Origin of the sequence: Salibaculum sp., from assembly GCF_035270045.1 — a bacterium.
Lineage (GTDB): Bacteria > Pseudomonadota > Alphaproteobacteria > Rhodobacterales > Rhodobacteraceae > Salibaculum.
This window is the reverse complement of sequence record NZ_DATFIP010000084.1, coordinates 1-14,999: the sequence shown is the minus strand read 5'-3', so window position 1 is coordinate 14,999 and position 14,999 is coordinate 1. Positions and strand designations below refer to the sequence as shown.

Here is a 14,999-nt window from a genome sequence, read left to right as displayed (position 1 = left end):
ATCAGTGGGGGTTAGCATACGGGATTCGAACCGGAGGAAAAGGGGCTAGAGCAATCCGATCCCGACACCGGCGAGGGTGACCGTGCCAAGGCCTTGCAACAATGGCCATTTTCGCCACAGCAGTAGCATGGCCGCCAGCAGCACCAGCGCCAGGGCCGCGGGCTGGAAGCTGGCCCGGTCGGGGGCCAGCAGATGCAGGGGGCCTGCGCGCAGACGGTCCACCGACGCAAACAGGACGTGCACCGCGAACCAGACCGACAGGTTGGCGATGACCCCGACCACGGCGGCGGTCACGGCCGATAGCGCCGCGTTGATCCGCGGGCGGTGTTCCAACCAGTCGATCAAGGGCGCGCCCGCGAAGATCCAGATGAAGCAGGGCACGAACGTCACCCAGAGCGTCATTCCCCCCGCCAGCAGGCCAAGCCCGGCGCCGCCGGCATTCATCCCCGCGGTGATACCGACGAATTGCGTCACCAGGATCAGCGGGCCGGGGGTGGTCTCGGCCAGGCCGAGAGCATCCAGCATCTGCCCGGCGCTGATCCAGCCTCGGGCGGTCACCACCTCTTGTGTCATGTAGGCCAGAACCGCATAGGCCCCGCCAAAGGTCACCACGGACAGCTTGGAAAAGAACAGGCCGATGGCCAGCAGCAGGTCGGCCCCGGCCAGTGCGGCCCCCGCGACGGGCACGGCCCAGAGCGCCCCGCCGATCAGTAGCGGGCGCAGGCTGCGGCGCGTTTGGGGGCGTGTGCCGCCCGGCGGTATCGGCCCGCTGAACCGCCAACCGCCCCAGGCCGCGGCCAAGGCGATGACCAGCGGGAAGGGCAGGTTGAACAGGAACAGCGCCAGGAACGACAGCCCTGCCAGCAGCATGTGCTCACGCCCGGCCAGTGCCTTGGCCGACAATCGCAGGATGGCCTGGATGACGATGACGACCACCGTGGCCTTGATCCCGAGAAACCCCGCCTGCACCAGCGGCAGGTCGGCCAGCGCGCCATAGGCCAGGGCCAGCGCCGCGATGACCACGGCCCCCGGCAGCACGAAGAGCCCGCCCGCGATCAGCCCGCCCGGGACCCCGCGCAGCCGCCAGCCGGCATAGGTGGCCAGCTGCATCGCCTCGGGCCCGGGCAGCAACATGCAAAACGACAGGGCGCGCAGGAACTGCGCCTCGGTCAGCCAGGGGCGCTCTTCGACAAGCTCCCGGTGCATAAGGGCGATTTGTGCCGCCGGTCCGCCAAAGGACAAAAGGCCGATCCGCCCGAAGACGCGGGTCAGCTCGGCTAGGGTGTGCGACATGAGACCATCAGGCGCTCAAGCCCGTGGAAATGGTAAACGTCCGCGTAGCGCGGTGGCGTGACAAGGGTCAGGTCCGGGCAGCGCTCGAACAGCACGCGCAGCCCCAGCAGCAGTTCCATTCGCGCCAGCGGAGCGCCGACGCAGAAATGGATGCCGCCGCCGAAACTGGTGGACAGCACGCCGTCGCGGTTCGGGTCGAACCGGGCCGCGTCCTCGAAGGTGTCGGGGCAGCGGTTGGCCGCGCCCAGGATGCATTTCACCCGGTCGCCGCGCCGGAAGCCATGGCCGAAAAGCGCCAGGTCCTCGTAGACCCAGCGGTCGAAGATGTGCAGCGGCGGATCAAGGCGAAGGCATTCCTCGACCACGTCCTCGTCCACCTGCCGGTGGTCCTGTTCGACCAGCAGTTTCACCGCGTTGCCCATGGCATGGACCGTTGCCTCGTGGCCCGCGTTCAGCAACAGGATACAAGTGCTGATCAACTCGTCGGTGGTCAGTTTCTCGCCCTCTTCCTCGGCGGCGATCAACTGGGTGATCAGGTCTTCGCCGGGGCGGCTGCGCCGCTCCTCGATATAGCCGCGCAGGAATTCGGAAAAGTCGGTCGAGGCTGCCATGGCGCGGGCCTCGACCTCGCGCGTGCGCCCGGCCTGGTACATGGCGACCATGGCGGTGGACCAGTCCAGAAGCTGGCCAGCCATGGTCTCGGGCACGCCCAGAAGGCGGCAGATGACGATGACGGGAATGCGCTGGCAATAGGCGGGCAGCAGGTCGAAATCGCCCTCCGGGAAATCGTCGACCAGGTCATGGGCCAGCGCCTCGACCTCTGCTCGCATCCCCATGATCCGGCGCGAGGTGAAGGCCCGCAGCACCAGCGACCGCAGCCGGGTATGGCGCGGCGGCTCCAGTTCCAGCATGGAATGGGCCTCGATGTCGTAGAAGGGGCGCAGCCGGTCCGGGATCGGGTCGGTATGCCCCTCTGGCACCTCGCGGCCCAGGCGCCGGTCCTTTAGCAGGGCCATGACCGCAGCGTAGGAAGTCGCGCAGACCGCGCCGTAATCCTCCCACCAGAAAAGCTGCCCCCCGGCGCGGGCCTGGTCATAGAAGGGGTAGGGGTTCTGGACGAAATCGGGATCGGTGGGGGATTGGTGCAAGCGCAGCATCGGGATCAGTCGGCGGCTTCCAGCGCGTCCACGATGGGCAGGAAATCGACGGCCTTCAGCGAGGCGCCCCCGACCAGTGCCCCGTCCACGTCCGCGATGCCGAAGATCTCGGCGGCATTGGACGCCTTGACCGACCCGCCGTAGAGAATGCGGATGGCCAGCCCCGCTTCGGTGCCGAACCGTTCGATCAGCGCGTCGCGCAGGGCGTTGTGGACCGCGCCGATCTCGTCACTGGTGGGTGTCAGCCCGGTGCCGATGGCCCAGACCGGTTCATAGGCCAGCACCGTGTTCGCGCCGGTGCAGCCCTCGGGCATTGACCCGGCCATCTGCCGGTGCAGCACGTCCAGCGTGTCGCCCGCCCGATATTCCGCCTCGGTCTCGCCGATGCACAGGATCGCGGTCAGCCCGGCGCGCCAGGCGGCCTGGGTCTTGGCGTTGACGTCGGCATCGGTTTCGCCGTGGTCGGCGCGGCGCTCGGAATGGCCTGTGATGACATAGGTTGCGCCCGCATCGGCCAGCATCTCGGCCGAGATATCGCCGGTATGGGCACCGCTCGCGGCGGCGTGGCAGTCCTCGCCCCCCACTGGCCAGCCAAGGGCCGCCATGCGGTGCACCAGCGTGGCAGGCCCGCAGATCGCGGTATCGACCGAGGGGGAGGGCTTGGCCGCGGCCATCTTTTCCAACTCGGCCAGGTCGGCGGCCAGCCCGTTCATCTTCCAGTTTCCGGCGGCGAGTTTGCGGCGCATCGGGCGTCCTCCTGTCGTGTGGGTTTCGGCTTGGGTTGTGTTAGGGATCACGGCATTCGGGGATGAATGCAAGTGACAAGGGGACGAAAATGATTCCGAGACTGGATGCACAGGCGCTTTTGGCGGGCGAGGACAAGGCCGTCGAGGCGGTGCGTGCGGGCGCAGCGCGGGTGGGGTTCCTGACGCTGCACAACACGCCCATCCCCGAGCGCCAGGTGCGCGAGGTGATCGCGGCCTACCGGGCGTTCTTCCAGCGGCCCGAGGCAGACAAGGCGGCCGTGGACATGGCGCGCACCGGGGCCAGCAGGGGCTGGGGCGGCGCGCGATCCGAACAGGTCGACCCGCAGGCCAACCCCGATTACAAGCAAGTCTTCGATTGCGGTTACGAGGCCCCCGAGACGGGCCTTGCCACCTATGCGCCCAACCTCTGGCCGGATCGGCCCGAGGGGTTTCGCGAAACGATCGAGAGCTACTACCGCGACGCCTGCGCCTTCTCGCTGGACTTGCTGGGGGCGATCGCCGGGGCCATCGGAGAAGACAAGTCCTATTTCGCCGACAAGTTCGACCGGCCCATGGCGCTGCTGCGGGGCAACTATTACCCTAGGCGCCCCGACTGGGCCGGCGACCGCGATTTCGGCATCGCCACGCATACCGATTACGGCTGCCTGACCCTGCTGGCCACCGATGGCACACCGGGGCTGGAGGTGCGCAAGCGGGGCGGCGGCTGGGCAGAGGTGACGGCCGCGCCGGGCGAATTCATCGTCAATTTCGGCGAGATGCTCGAATTGTGGACGGCCCGACGCGTGGTGGCCACGCCGCACCGGGTCAAGGGAAGCGCGCAGGACCGCATATCGGTGCCCTTGTTCTTCAACCCGAACCACGACACGAACGTCGCACCCATGGGGTCGGGGCGGGTCATCCGGGCCACCGATCACCTGCAAAAGCGGTTCGACGAAACCTATGTGCATTTAAAGGCCAAGGCAGTGTGATCCGGGTCGCGGCGTCATCGCGGCAGATCGTTCGCCCGGCCGCGGATCAGGTCAAAGAAACCTGAGCGCTTCCCGGGCCAGCGCGCCGGCCTCGGAGGGGTCCTCGCGGGCGGCGTCGGGCAGGGTCCAGTAGGGCATGGCGCTGGTCGTGCCGTCGGCCCGGTCATGGACCCAGCGGGTGCAGCCCTTGGCCTCGAGGTGGTCCTGGAATGCGCCCGCCCCCTTGATCATCAGCCCGTGTTCGGGATGGAGGATCGCGAAGATCCTGCCATCGTGATAAAGGCACAACCCGCCCATCATCCTGCGGGTCGTTATCTCGCCCGGGAGGTCTGAAAAGAGGTCCTTGGCATAGGCGATCTCGGCGGCCGAGACGCCCATCAGCCGTGGCCTTGCTCCGCCGAGAGTTCCTCGACATCCTTGAACTTGATCGATTCACCGCAGCCGCAGGCATCTTCCACGTTGGGATTGCGGAACTTGAAGCCCGCTTCCAGCAGGCCGACCTCGTAGTCGATTTCCGTGCCGAACAGGAACATTTGCGCCATGGGGGCGATCATCACCCGTGCGCCGTCCTGTTCGACCACCTCGTCATTGGGGTCGATCGCCTCGGCATAGTCCATGGTGTATTCCATGCCCGCGCAGCCGCCCTTCTTGACGCCGATGCGAAGGCCTTGGTGACCGTCCCGCTCCATCAGGCTGACAATCTGGGCCGTCGCCTTCGCTGTCAGGGTGACGGCCTGTTTTCCGGGGATGCCGAACATGGGAGGCTCCTGTTGATACTCTGTGATAAAACCTAGGCGGTCAGGACGCTTATCTCAAGGGGCCTGCGCGGCCATGGTGGGTCAGAGCGGAGCCGCGGCAGCCTCGAAACTGTCCCCTCGTGAAAGTGTCCCCGTGTCGCGTCGCGCTACATGAAGCCCAGTTCCAGCCGCGCCTCGTCGGACATCATGTCCATGCCCCAGGGCGGGTCCCAGGTCAGTTCCACGTCGGCCATTTGGACGCCGGGTACGGCAGACACGGCATCGTGGACCCAGCCGGGCATCTCGCCGGCGACGGGACAGCCCGGGGCGGTCAAGGTCATGATGACGTGAACCTCGCCGGCCTCCGTTATGTCGATCGTGTAAATGAGTCCCAGATCGTAAATGTTGACCGGGATTTCAGGGTCATAGACCGACTGGCACGCCTGGACGATGGGATCGTAAAGCGCGTGCTCGGTGGTTGATGGCTTGATCAGCGGGGCGCCTTCCAAGGGCTGGCTCTGGTCGGTCATTGCACATATCCCGAATTATTCCTGAGCATTCATATAAGAATTCAGGGGGTCGGGTAAAGGGGCGACAAACCCGAGTTGATCCTCGCCGGAGCAAAGGCAGGCGGTCAGGACAGGGGTCGGCGGGTCGCCCGGGCGGCAGTGCTTCCGCCCGGGAGCGTGGCGATCAGAAGGCCCAGGACAGGCCGGCCTTGATCTGGATGTTGTCGTCCCAGCCATCCATGTTGCAGTCCTCGCCGCTGAAGCCGACTGGGCCGCTGCAGTCCTCGCCGTTGAAGTAGCTCTTGTCGTCGAAGCGCGTCATCAGCGCCTCGACCTTGAAGCTGGTCGTCTCGGACATGGCATGTTCCACGCCCAGGCCGACCACGGCCCCGACCCGGGTATCGCTCAGGTCGAAATCGGAGGACGAGGCGGGGAGGGACGATGCGGTCAGGTCCGACTGGGCCAGGGCCAGGCCGCCGGTTGCATAGAAGATGCTGTCACCGGTGGCGATACCCGCTCGCCCGCGCACCGTCGCCATGGACTTGAGCCGCGATTCGATCTCGCGATAGCCATCCGCCGTGCGGGTCGCGTTGTTGGAATACAGCGCAAGGTCGCCCAGCACACCGTAGACGAAGCTGCCGCTCTGCCAGTTGTAGCCGGCATGGCCACCGATCCCGGCGCCCATCGACGTGACGTCGAAGGTGCCACCATAGTCGTCGTAGTCCTGATCCCAGATCGAGGCCTTGTTGGCCAGAAGGGCGACATCGGCGCCGTAGAAGCCGCCGGACCAATCCCGACCGGGGGCAAGGGCCCCGGTTCCGCCACTGCCCGTTCCACCGATATGGTAGTTCAGGGCTGCGGTCACCTGGGCGTAGTCGGCATGGCCTTCTTCGGCGTTGTCCGACTCTCCGATTCCGTCGAGGCGAGTATAGCTGGCCTCGACATTCCAGGACAGTGTATCCGACACCATCCGTTCGACACCGAAGCCGACGGTCAGGCCACCGTAGCGGCCGCCGAGGTCTTCTTCGCTGCCGTAGCTGTTGGTCACGTTGGCCAGGGTCACGCCACCCAGAACATACATGAGCGCGTCATTGACCGCGACGCCGGTCCGGCCGCGCAGGCTGAAGCTCTGGTCGACCGACACGTCGATTTCGCCGTAATCGGCATCGTAGCGGGCCGACATTTTTGTGGCATCCAGGCGCGCCTCGACCCCGTAAACCATGGCGCCGCTTTGCCAATTGTAGCCCCCGGCAAGGCCGACAATCCCACCATCGGCGCCAACATCGTAGGTGCCGCCCATGTTGTCGAACTCGATATCGCTGCGCGCGATCTCGGAGGCACCATAGCCCAGCATTGCGCCAACGTAGGCGCCGCTGAAGTCGGCGGGCGTGCCGTAGCCGCCCGCGGCTGTTCCCGGGTCGCCGCCGAACTGGTAATTCATGGCCAGGTTGATGCTGTGGATCGTGTCGTTGATGCGCAGGGGATAATCGTCGCCATTGATGCTGATGTTCTCTCCGAAGATGCTGGCGAGGTATTCTGCGCTGACCGACCAGCCGCCGCCCACGGCGTGTTCAACACCGAAGCCCAGCGCAACACCGGTCTTGGTCGCCCCCAAGTCCGGCCAGGTGTCGGAGACATCGTTGTATTCCGTCCATGACCGCTCGAAATCGGCGAAGGCCAGACCGGCGGTGCCGTAAACCATGGTGTCATCCACGGCCAGGCCCTGGCGGCCGCGCAGTGTGGCCAGATAACCGACCTTGTTGGGCACCTGGTTGTCGTTTGCGTATATTTCGTAACCGTCGTTGGACATCGCGCTGATGTCGGCGACAAACCCGGTCAGGACATTGTCGCGCACCATGTTGTAGCCCAACTGCACCCCGAGATTGCCGCCCGGCGTGACAAAATCCTGCGTCGATCCATACCAGTCGTAATCCGGATCCTCGAATGTGGCGGTATGCTGGTTGAAACCGAGCTGCACACCCGCGAACCAGCCGTTCCAGTCATGCCCGGCATCCTGCGCATGCGCACCCGTGGCCAAAAGTGCCAGGGCGGTCGTTGAAAATAAGTAGCGTCCCATCGTTTTCCCCAACAAAAATCATCCAAGCACCGCGCTTTGGTTGACTGAAGGTAATATTAGTACTGAAAGTGCTCAGCTAGAAGAAAGATCAAGACACCCACGGGCGGATTTTCCGCCGGTGGCGTAATCCGGTCACGAAGCCGGCAACCAAAAAGGGGCGTCGGTCACCTATTTTTTGGTCGCGGCCTTCCTGGCGGTGCTGCGCCGTGCGGGGGTGGGGCGGACCTTTTCCTCGACGTGGTCGAACAGCCGAGCGGCAAGGTTCTTGCGGCTGGCCTTCTCGATGCCTTCCAGCCCGGGCGAGGAATTCACCTCCAGCACCTTGGGTCCATCCTCGGACCGCAGCAGGTCGACGCCCGCCATGCCCAGCCCGAAGGCCTTGGCCGCCTTGACCGCGACGCGCCGCTCGGCGGGGGTGATGCGCACGGCCGCCGCCGTTCCGCCCCGGTGCAGGTTCGAGCGGAAATCCTCGCCGCCCGAGGTGCGCTTCATCGAGGCCACGACCTTGCCCGCGATCACGAAACAGCGAATGTCCTCGCCCGCGGCCTCCTTGACGAATTGCTGGACCAGGAAATTGGCCTTGAGTCCGCGGAAGGCGTCGATCACGGATTCGGCGGCCTTCTTGGTTTCGGCCAGCACCACGCCCTTGCCCTGCGTGCTTTCCAGCAGCTTGACGATCAGCGGTGCCGAGCCGACCAGCCCGATCAGGTTGTTGGTGTCCTTGGGGCTTGCGGCAAAGGCCGTGGTGGGCATGCCCACCTTCTGCCCGGCCAACACCTGGTGGGCGTGCAGCTTGTCACGACTCGCCGAGATCCCCGCGCTGCTGTTCAGGCAATAGGTGCCCAGGTTCTCGAACTGGCGCACCACCGCGGTTCCGTAGGGCGTGATCGAGGCGCCGATGCGGGGGATCACCGCATCGTAACGGGGCAGGCGCTTGCCGTCGTAGTGCACTTCGGGGGCCAGCGCGTTGATCGCCATGTAGCAGCGCGCCGTGTCGATGATTTCGACGGTATGGCCGCGCTCCTCGCCCTCGTGGACCAGGCGCTTGGTGGAGTAGTTGTTGGCCTCGCGGCTGAGCACGGCGATGCGCAGCGCCCGGCGCGGGGCGACCTGCTTGATGCGGCGCGTGGTATAGACCTCGAAGCCGCGTTCTGGACGCAGAAACCGTTCCGTGGGCTGGACGATCACGTCCTCGCGCAGGCCCTGGCGGCCAAGCAGCATCCGGCTGGCCATGGTGGCGCGGTCCGTCAGCGTCACCTCGATGGGCCAGGACTGGCCCTCGCCCACGTCCAGCAGCGTCTCGATGACATAGCGCATCTCGATCTCGCCGTTGGACGAGGTCACCTCGCGGCGGTCCACGACAGGTGCCGAACAGGTGATCGAGATATCGTCGCGCCCGGGGATCGGGTGGATGTCAAAACGCACCTTTGGCGCACGGGCCGACCCGAAGGTCTCGATCTCGAAGGCGTGCAGGGCCGAGGTGCGCGCGCCGGTGTCCACCTTGGCGCGCAGGGTGGGCAATCCGAGGTCCGGCATACCCAGCCATTCCTCCCATCCCAGGCGGATCGGCTCGGGGGGCGTGTCGGTCTCGGACATGGGGACTCCTTTTCTTTTTGTCTCATATGGGTATCAAGGCCCGGCGCAATTGCAAAGGACTGCCCGATGACGCAGAGGGTCGCTTTCGAATTGATGGCCACCGACGGGGGCGCGCGCACCGGTGTCATCTCGACCCCGCGCGGCACAATCCGGACACCCGCCTTCATGCCGGTGGGGACGGTGGCGACGGTCAAGGCCATGCTGCCCGAGAGCGTGGCCGCCACCGGCGCCGACATACTGCTGGGCAACACCTACCACCTGATGTTGCGGCCCGGGGCCGAGCGGATCGCCGGGCTGGGCGGCCTGCACGAGTTCATGAACTGGCCGGGACCGATCCTGACGGACTCCGGCGGGTTCCAGGTCATGTCGCTGGCCGGGCTGCGCAAGTTGACGGAAAAGGGGGTGACTTTCCGCAGCCATATCGACGGGTCGCGCCATGAACTGACGCCGGAGCGGTCGATGGAGATCCAGCGTTTGCTGGGGTCGGACATCGTGATGTGTTTCGACGAATGTCCCGCGTTGCCCGCCGAAGAGACCACCGTTGCCGAAAGCATGCGCCTGTCGATGCGCTGGGCGCAGCGCTCGCGCGACGCCTTCGGGGACAGGCCCGGCCACGCGCTCTTCGGGATCATGCAGGGCGGGGTGACGCGCGATCTGCGCGCGCAAAGCGCCGACGCGCTGACATCCATCGGGTTCGACGGTTACGCCATCGGGGGCCTTGCCGTGGGCGAGGGGCAGGCGGCCATGTTCGGCGTGCTGGACTATGCGCCGGGGATGCTGCCCGCAGACAAGCCGCGCTACCTGATGGGCGTGGGCAAACCCGACGATATCGTCGGCGCGGTCAAGCGCGGGGTGGACATGATGGACTGCGTGCTGCCGTCCCGGTCAGGCCGGACCGGGCAGGCCTGGACGCGCCGCGGGCAGGTCAACCTCAAGAACGCGCGCCACGCGGACGACCCGCGCCCGCTGGACGAGGACTGCACCTGTCCCGCCTGTCGCGGTTATTCGCGCGCCTACCTGCATCACGTGATGCGTGCGGGCGAGATGATTTCCGGCATGCTGCTGACCTGGCACAACCTGCACTATTACCAGCAGATCATGGCCGGGATGCGTGCGGCCATTGCCGAGGGGCGCTTCGCGGCGTGGGAGGCCGATTTCCATGCGACCCGGGCGGCTGGTGATATCGCGCCGCTGTGATCCGGCCGATCGCGTCGCAGGTTTTCCCTAATAAAGTAATAAAGATCGCCCCGTGCCTTGCAGGCGCGGCGAAGCGCGGGCACAAAAGTAACACGGACGCGTGAACGGCCGTGGTTGAAAACAGGGGGCCAAGACCCAACTGTTGTTATCAATGACAGGAGACGGCGGCGTTGCCTAAGACTGGGACCCGCTGTCTTGCCAAGAACCAAGGAAAGAGCATGCAAGAGCCTCTGAGCAATTCCTACCCCATTCTGCCGCTGCGCGACATCGTGGTCTTCCCCCACATGATCGTGCCGCTCTTCGTCGGCCGCGAGAAATCGGTCAAGGCGCTCGAAGCGGTGATGGCCGATGACAAGCAGATCCTGTTGTCGAGCCAGGTCGACCCCGGCGTCGATGACCCTGACAGCGACGGCATTTACCGTGTCGGTGTCCTGGCCAACGTGCTGCAACTGCTGAAACTGCCCGACGGCACCGTCAAGGTGCTGGTCGAGGGCAAGACGCGCGTGCGCATCACCGAGTTCCTCGAGAACGAGGCCTACTTCGAAGCCGCCTGCGAGGACCTGACCGAGATGCCCGGCGACATGACCGCCATAGAGGCGCTGTCACGCTCGGTCGGCCAGGAGTTCGAGAAATACGCCAAGGTCAAGAAGAACATACCCGAAGAGGCGCTGGCGGCGGTGGACGAGGCCGATGCGCCCGCCAAGCTGGCCGACCTCGTGGCCGGGCACCTCGGCATCGAGGTGGACCAGAAGCAGGAGCTTCTGGAAACGCTCTCGATCAGCGAGCGACTGGAAAAGGTCTATGGCCTGATGCAGGGCGAAATGTCCGTGCTGCAGGTCGAGAAGAAGATCAAGACCCGCGTCAAGTCCCAGATGGAGAAGACCCAGCGCGAATACTACCTGAATGAACAGATGAAGGCCATTCAGAAGGAGCTGGGCGACGGCGAGGACGGCGAAGGCGAGATCGCCGAACTGGAAGAGAAGATCGCCGCGACGAAGCTGTCGAAGGAGGCGCGCGAAAAGGCCGAGGCCGAGCTTAAAAAGCTCAAAAACATGTCGCCCATGTCGGCGGAGGCCACGGTGGTGCGCAATTACCTCGACTGGATGCTGTCGATCCCCTGGGGCAAGAAATCTCGCGTCAAGAAGGACCTGGGCCGTGCCGAGAAGATCCTCGACGACGACCATCACGGGCTGGAAAAGGTCAAGGAACGCATCGTTGAACACCTGGCCGTGCAGCAGCGCAGCAAGAAGCTGAAAGGCCCGATCATGTGCCTTGTCGGCCCGCCGGGCGTCGGCAAGACATCGCTGGGCAAGTCCGTGGCCCGTGCGACGGGACGCGAGTTCATCCGCATCAGCCTGGGTGGCGTGCGTGATGAATCCGAGATCCGCGGTCATCGCCGGACCTACATCGGGTCGATGCCGGGCAAGATCATCCAGGCGCTGAAGAAGGCCAAGACCACGAACCCGCTGATCCTGCTCGACGAGATCGACAAGATGGGTCAGGATTTCCGTGGCGACCCTGCCTCGGCCATGCTGGAGGTGCTCGACCCCGAGCAGAACTCGACCTTCGTGGACCACTATCTCGAGGTCGAATACGACCTCAGTAACGTGATGTTCCTGACCACCTCGAACAGCTACAACATGCCCGATCCTTTGCTTGACCGGATGGAGATCATCCCGCTGTCGGGCTACACCGAGGACGAGAAACGCGAGATTGCAAAGCAGCACCTGCTGGCCAAGCAGATGAAGAACCACGGCCTCAAGGCGGCCGAGTTCTCGCTCGATGACAGCGCCCTGACGGGGATCATCCGCCACTACACCCGCGAGGCCGGCGTCCGGAACATGGAGCGCGAGATCGCCAAGGTCTGCCGCAAGGCGGTGACCAAGCTGATCAAGAAGGAGGTCAGCCGCGTCGAGGTGACCGAGGACAACCTGGCCGACTACCTTGGCGTGCGCAAGCATCGCTATGGCCTGGCCGAGGAAGAGGACCAGATCGGCGTAGTCACGGGGCTGGCCTACACCAGCGTCGGGGGCGAGTTGCTCAACATCGAGGCGGTGCGCCTGCCGGGCAAGGGCCGGATGAAGACAACCGGCACGCTTGGCGATGTCATGAAGGAAAGCATCGACGCGGCCAATTCCTATGTCCGGTCGGTCAGCCCGCAGCTGGGTATCAAGCCGCCGCGCTTCGACAAGCTGGACATCCACGTTCACGTCCCCGACGGGGCGACCCCGAAGGATGGGCCATCGGCCGGCTTGGCCATGGTGACGGCCATCGTGTCGGTCCTGACGGGCATCCCGGTGCGCAAGGACATCGCCATGACCGGCGAGGTCACGCTGCGCGGCAATGCCTCGGCCATCGGCGGATTGAAGGAGAAACTTCTGGCGGCCCTTCGGGGCGGCATCACCACGGTGCTGATACCCGAGGAGAATCAGAAGGACCTGCCCGAGATCCCCGACAACGTGAAAGAGGGGCTTGAGATCATCCCGGTCAGCCACGTTTCAGAGGTGCTCAAGCACGCGCTGGTGCGTCAGCCCGAGCCCATCGAGTGGGACCAGGAGGCCGAAGAGGCCGCGGCCGTCGAGGCCGCCCTGCGCAAGGGTGGAGAAGAGGGCAGCGCGACCGTCGCGCACTGAGCGTGTCTGCAACAAGAAAGAAGGGCGCCCCGTGAAAGGGCGCCCTTTTTGTAACCGGGTTATGCTCTAGGCGTCGTGATTGCTGCTGCTGCCTGCCGCCGCCGCGATCAGGGCGATCAGGATCAGCGGAATGATCAGGTTGGCACTGGAGCTGCCGGTCTGCGCGACGATCTCGTCCGGTTCCATCTCGATGGCGGGGGCCATGCCGCCCGCGCCGGCAGAGGTTGCGGCGACCCCGGCGATGGCAGCTGCTGCGAGTGTGATCTTCATGGTCTGCTTCCTTTCTTCCGGTCAGTTGACCCGTTTCATTTCAATCCCCAGCAGGCCATAGTCCACGGCCATCACCCCGCCGGGCAGGGTCGTTACCGCCTCGGGGCGATGGCTCAGGACATCCTGCGCCATGACGCCCTCGAACACGATGTCGGAGCCGCGATAGGTGAACTGGTAAAGCGGAAGCCCGTTCGCGGCGGTGCCCACCGGCGTGATGTTGTCCTTGAGCCGCATGTCGCTGGCCGCCGGCGGCAGGCCCGAGTCCGAAGATGATGACGCCGCCGCGATCAGCGCGATGAGGATCAGCGGCACGATCAGGTTGGCGGACGACCCGCCGGTTTCCTCGACGACCTCGACGGGTTCCATCTCGATGGCGGGGGCCATGCCACCGGCGAGGGTGGTCGTGGCCGTGAGGGTGGCGATGCTCGCCGCGCAGATAAAGGTTTTCATGATCCTGACCCTTTGTTTTTGATGTCCCGATAGGGTCCGCGATTTACAGGTCACTGGTCAAGTCCGGCGTTTCAGGGCCCTTGTCCGTGCGGTCAGAGGTGCGTCTCGCCCAAAGCCGGCGGCGGCGGGCCAGGTCTTGAAATAATTGTTTCTTTCCCCCTGCGCTACGCGCCAAACCTGCTAGACTGTGCGCGGATACGAAACGATCGGAGGCGAAAATGCCGAGCAGCAAGTCGACCAGGAGCCGCAAGACCGCGACTTCAACGAAACGCAAGGCCGCGACACCGCGGGCCGCCACAGCGAAACCCGCACCGACACCGGCCACCGCGGCGGCACCGGCGGCGGCTGAAAGCGCCCCGGCGCCCGCCGCTACCCCGGCGCCCGAACCCACCGTGGTCGAGGAAAGCAAGCCTGCCGTCGCGGGCCCGGTGCTCAAGAAGCCCGAGCTGATCGACCGCGTCATCGCCGAGACCGGCATGAAGAAGAAGGACGTCAAGCCGGTGGTCGAGTCCATGCTCAACGTCCTCGGGCTGGGACTGGCCAATGGCGAGGAAATGAATCTGCCTCCCCTGGGCAAGGTCATGATCAATCGCACCAAGGACCTGTCCAAGGCCAAGGTCATCGTCACCAAGGTGCGCCAGCCGAAGGCCCGCGCACCCGAGGACAAAGACCCCCTTGCGGACGCCGCCGAGTAGGGCTAAAGCAGCCCCCGGATAGGGTGATTAGCTCAGTGGTAGAGCGCTTCGTTCACATCGAAGATGTCAGAAGTTCGAATCTTCTATCACCCACCAAGCCTCTTCCTGCGGGTCGAGACCGGAAGCCGCACAGGTGTGCCCGCCGCGATCCCTTGCGTGCGGTTCGGCTCTCGGCTCTTGCCATGACCCTGCGGGGCCGGTAAATGCCGCACGACCGGGTCGTTAGCTCAGCTGGTAGAGCGCTTCGTTTACACCGAAGATGTCGGGAGTTCGAACCTCTCACGACCCACCAATTTCTCCCCCCCGGAACAAGCCGCTCGGATATCAGGGCAGGCTGTCGGCCGGACTATCCGGTTGGACTGCGCGCCCCCGTTTGGCCGGGCTTGGGAGCGAGCCCGGACCCGACCTTACCATCTGGCTGCGCCGCGAGCTGGGCGGCCCGTCCACGGGACGCAGGGGGTGCTTTCGTTTGCCGCGCGACGAGGGGGATGAACAGGTCCCGCTGCCGCGTCAGAATGGGCGGATGCACGGGCACCCGGCACGGCGTGCAAAAACCTCCGCAAAGCCGGCTATTCGCGCTTGACGATGCCCGGGCCCGCGCCTAGAAGCGCGGCACGCCATGGGCAAATGCCCAAGCGGGCAGTGGGCGG

General features: G+C 65.3%; 14 protein-coding genes and 2 tRNA genes. 6 read left to right on the top strand and 10 right to left on the bottom strand.

What is annotated here, in order from left to right; translation table 11 throughout:
• Positions 1-45: 45 nt before the first annotated feature.
• The 3 genes from chrA to tpiA are packed head-to-tail and all read right to left on the bottom strand — an operon-like array spanning position 46 to position 3,196.
• Positions 46-1,293, bottom strand: a complete 1,248-nt coding sequence (chrA, locus tag VJ897_RS14300) for a chromate efflux transporter (RefSeq protein ID WP_324056413.1) — start codon at positions 1,291-1,293, stop codon at positions 46-48.
• Complete coding sequence (locus VJ897_RS14295) at positions 1,278-2,450, bottom strand: cytochrome P450 (protein ID WP_324056411.1); 1,173 nt, start codon at positions 2,448-2,450, stop codon at positions 1,278-1,280. Before VJ897_RS14295 ends, chrA begins: the two co-directional genes overlap by 16 nt.
• A 5-nt stretch (positions 2,451-2,455) precedes the next feature.
• Complete coding sequence (tpiA, locus tag VJ897_RS14290) at positions 2,456-3,196, bottom strand: triose-phosphate isomerase (protein WP_324056409.1); 741 nt, start codon at positions 3,194-3,196, stop codon at positions 2,456-2,458.
• 89 nt (positions 3,197-3,285) lie between these two features.
• Between tpiA and VJ897_RS14285 the strand changes: the two genes are divergently transcribed.
• Positions 3,286-4,185: an isopenicillin N synthase family dioxygenase gene (locus VJ897_RS14285; RefSeq protein WP_324056408.1), complete on the top strand. Its 900-nt coding sequence runs from the start codon at positions 3,286-3,288 to the stop codon at positions 4,183-4,185.
• A 51-nt stretch (positions 4,186-4,236) separates the two neighbouring features.
• Here VJ897_RS14285 and VJ897_RS14280 read toward each other — a convergent pair whose 3' ends face one another.
• The 5 genes from VJ897_RS14280 to rimK all read right to left on the bottom strand — a co-directional run bounded on the left by VJ897_RS14280 (position 4,237) and on the right by rimK (position 9,104).
• The gene (locus VJ897_RS14280; RefSeq protein ID WP_324056407.1) at positions 4,237-4,563 is read right to left on the bottom strand and encodes a TfoX/Sxy family protein; all 327 of its coding nucleotides are present in this window, start codon (positions 4,561-4,563) and stop codon (positions 4,237-4,239) included.
• Complete coding sequence (locus tag VJ897_RS14275) at positions 4,563-4,943, bottom strand: HesB/IscA family protein (RefSeq protein ID WP_324056405.1); 381 nt, start codon at positions 4,941-4,943, stop codon at positions 4,563-4,565. The genes VJ897_RS14280 and VJ897_RS14275 overlap by 1 nt, the downstream gene beginning before the upstream one ends.
• A gap of 146 nt (positions 4,944-5,089) precedes the next feature.
• On the bottom strand, positions 5,090-5,452 hold the full coding sequence (locus tag VJ897_RS14270) for an SUF system Fe-S cluster assembly protein (protein WP_324056403.1): 363 nt from the start codon (positions 5,450-5,452) through the stop codon (positions 5,090-5,092).
• Between the two features lie 163 nt (positions 5,453-5,615).
• Positions 5,616-7,508: an outer membrane protein gene (locus tag VJ897_RS14265; RefSeq protein ID WP_324056401.1), complete on the bottom strand. Its 1,893-nt coding sequence runs from the start codon at positions 7,506-7,508 to the stop codon at positions 5,616-5,618.
• 168 nt (positions 7,509-7,676) lie between these two features.
• Positions 7,677-9,104 carry a 30S ribosomal protein S6--L-glutamate ligase gene (rimK, locus tag VJ897_RS14260; protein WP_324056398.1) on the bottom strand — a complete coding sequence of 476 codons (1,428 nt, stop codon included), beginning with the start codon at positions 9,102-9,104 and terminating at the stop codon, positions 7,677-7,679.
• A 66-nt stretch (positions 9,105-9,170) separates the two neighbouring features.
• Here rimK and tgt point away from each other — a divergent pair, with 66 nt between their 5' ends.
• Together tgt and lon are read left to right on the top strand one after the other, a co-directional pair.
• Entirely contained in the window at positions 9,171-10,301 is a 1,131-nt protein-coding gene (tgt, locus tag VJ897_RS14255; RefSeq protein WP_324056396.1) for a tRNA guanosine(34) transglycosylase Tgt, read from the top strand.
• Positions 10,302-10,519: 218 nt separating this feature from the next.
• A complete protein-coding gene (gene lon, locus VJ897_RS14250) occupies positions 10,520-12,934 on the top strand; it encodes an endopeptidase La (RefSeq protein ID WP_324056395.1) in 2,415 nt (804 codons plus the stop codon).
• 66 nt (positions 12,935-13,000) lie between these two features.
• On the opposite strand, the gene VJ897_RS14245 is transcribed toward lon, so the two are convergent.
• Together VJ897_RS14245 and VJ897_RS14240 are read right to left on the bottom strand one after the other, a co-directional pair.
• Positions 13,001-13,204: a hypothetical protein gene (locus VJ897_RS14245; protein ID WP_324056393.1), complete on the bottom strand. Its 204-nt coding sequence runs from the start codon at positions 13,202-13,204 to the stop codon at positions 13,001-13,003.
• Between the two features lie 21 nt (positions 13,205-13,225).
• Positions 13,226-13,654 carry a tail fiber domain-containing protein gene (locus VJ897_RS14240; RefSeq protein ID WP_324056391.1) on the bottom strand — a complete coding sequence of 143 codons (429 nt, stop codon included), beginning with the start codon at positions 13,652-13,654 and terminating at the stop codon, positions 13,226-13,228.
• Positions 13,655-13,872: 218 nt separating this feature from the next.
• On the opposite strand from VJ897_RS14240, the gene VJ897_RS14235 reads away from it, so the two are divergent.
• From VJ897_RS14235 to VJ897_RS14225, 3 genes are all read left to right on the top strand, one after another.
• Complete coding sequence (locus tag VJ897_RS14235) at positions 13,873-14,349, top strand: HU family DNA-binding protein (RefSeq protein WP_324056389.1); 477 nt, start codon at positions 13,873-13,875, stop codon at positions 14,347-14,349.
• A gap of 21 nt (positions 14,350-14,370) precedes the next feature.
• Positions 14,371-14,445 (top strand) — tRNA-Val (locus tag VJ897_RS14230).
• A gap of 120 nt (positions 14,446-14,565) precedes the next feature.
• Positions 14,566-14,641: transfer RNA gene (locus tag VJ897_RS14225), tRNA-Val, on the top strand.
• The last annotated feature ends 358 nt before the right edge of the window (positions 14,642-14,999 follow it).

Excerpts from the sequence above, each read along its gene's own strand:
- VJ897_RS14275 (WP_324056405.1), bottom strand. The coding sequence starts at position 4,943 with ATGTTCGGCATCCCCGGAAAACAGGCCGTCACCCTGACAGCGAAGGCG.
- lon (WP_324056395.1), top strand. The coding sequence starts at position 10,520 with ATGCAAGAGCCTCTGAGCAATTCCTACCCCATTCTGCCGCTGCGCGAC.
- VJ897_RS14295 (WP_324056411.1), bottom strand. The coding sequence starts at position 2,450 with ATGCTGCGCTTGCACCAATCCCCCACCGATCCCGATTTCGTCCAGAAC.
- VJ897_RS14265 (WP_324056401.1), bottom strand. The coding sequence starts at position 7,508 with ATGGGACGCTACTTATTTTCAACGACCGCCCTGGCACTTTTGGCCACG.
- chrA (WP_324056413.1), bottom strand. The coding sequence starts at position 1,293 with ATGTCGCACACCCTAGCCGAGCTGACCCGCGTCTTCGGGCGGATCGGC.
- VJ897_RS14270 (WP_324056403.1), bottom strand. The coding sequence starts at position 5,452 with ATGACCGACCAGAGCCAGCCCTTGGAAGGCGCCCCGCTGATCAAGCCA.
- VJ897_RS14285 (WP_324056408.1), top strand. The coding sequence starts at position 3,286 with ATGATTCCGAGACTGGATGCACAGGCGCTTTTGGCGGGCGAGGACAAG.
- VJ897_RS14235 (WP_324056389.1), top strand. The coding sequence starts at position 13,873 with ATGCCGAGCAGCAAGTCGACCAGGAGCCGCAAGACCGCGACTTCAACG.
- rimK (WP_324056398.1), bottom strand. The coding sequence starts at position 9,104 with ATGTCCGAGACCGACACGCCCCCCGAGCCGATCCGCCTGGGATGGGAG.
- VJ897_RS14240 (WP_324056391.1), bottom strand. The coding sequence starts at position 13,654 with ATGAAAACCTTTATCTGCGCGGCGAGCATCGCCACCCTCACGGCCACG.
- tpiA (WP_324056409.1), bottom strand. The coding sequence starts at position 3,196 with ATGCGCCGCAAACTCGCCGCCGGAAACTGGAAGATGAACGGGCTGGCC.
- tgt (WP_324056396.1), top strand. The coding sequence starts at position 9,171 with ATGACGCAGAGGGTCGCTTTCGAATTGATGGCCACCGACGGGGGCGCG.
- VJ897_RS14280 (WP_324056407.1), bottom strand. The coding sequence starts at position 4,563 with ATGGGCGTCTCGGCCGCCGAGATCGCCTATGCCAAGGACCTCTTTTCA.
- VJ897_RS14245 (WP_324056393.1), bottom strand. The coding sequence starts at position 13,204 with ATGAAGATCACACTCGCAGCAGCTGCCATCGCCGGGGTCGCCGCAACC.